Genomic DNA, 352 nt, shown 5'->3' with positions numbered 1-352 from the left:
ATCTCCATCCCAATTACGCCGGCGATGTCGGCATCGGCATCAATCCAAAGCTTGCGGAGCGGATCAAGCAGGCCGACGTGGTGCTTTTGATCGGCGGCCGCTTGGGCGAGATGCCGTCCTCCGACTACACGTTGCTGAAAAGCCCCTACCCCGACCAGGCGCTGGTGCATGTCCATGCCGATGCCGGCGAGCTTGGCCGCGTCTACCGGCCGACGATAGCCATCAATGCCTCGCCCACTGCTTTCGTTGAAGCCTTCGCCAAGCGCAAGCCGGCAGCCAGGCCTTCTTGGGCGGCCGAGGCGGAAAAGGCGCACGCCGCCTATCTCGAATGGTCGACGCCGCCCCAGACCGG

1 pseudogene is annotated in these 352 nt (G+C 64.5%); it reads left to right on the top strand.

Features of this window, described 5'->3' with window-relative positions:
* Window positions 1-352 (top strand): annotated as a pseudogene (locus EN786_RS36525) (thiamine pyrophosphate-binding protein); the annotation flags it as partial.

Source organism: Mesorhizobium sp. M4B.F.Ca.ET.143.01.1.1, from assembly GCF_004792275.1.
In the GTDB taxonomy this organism is placed as follows: domain Bacteria; phylum Pseudomonadota; class Alphaproteobacteria; order Rhizobiales; family Rhizobiaceae; genus Mesorhizobium; species Mesorhizobium abyssinicae.
Note: the sequence above shows the minus strand (reverse complement) of the source record. Positions and strands in the feature narration are given on the sequence as shown.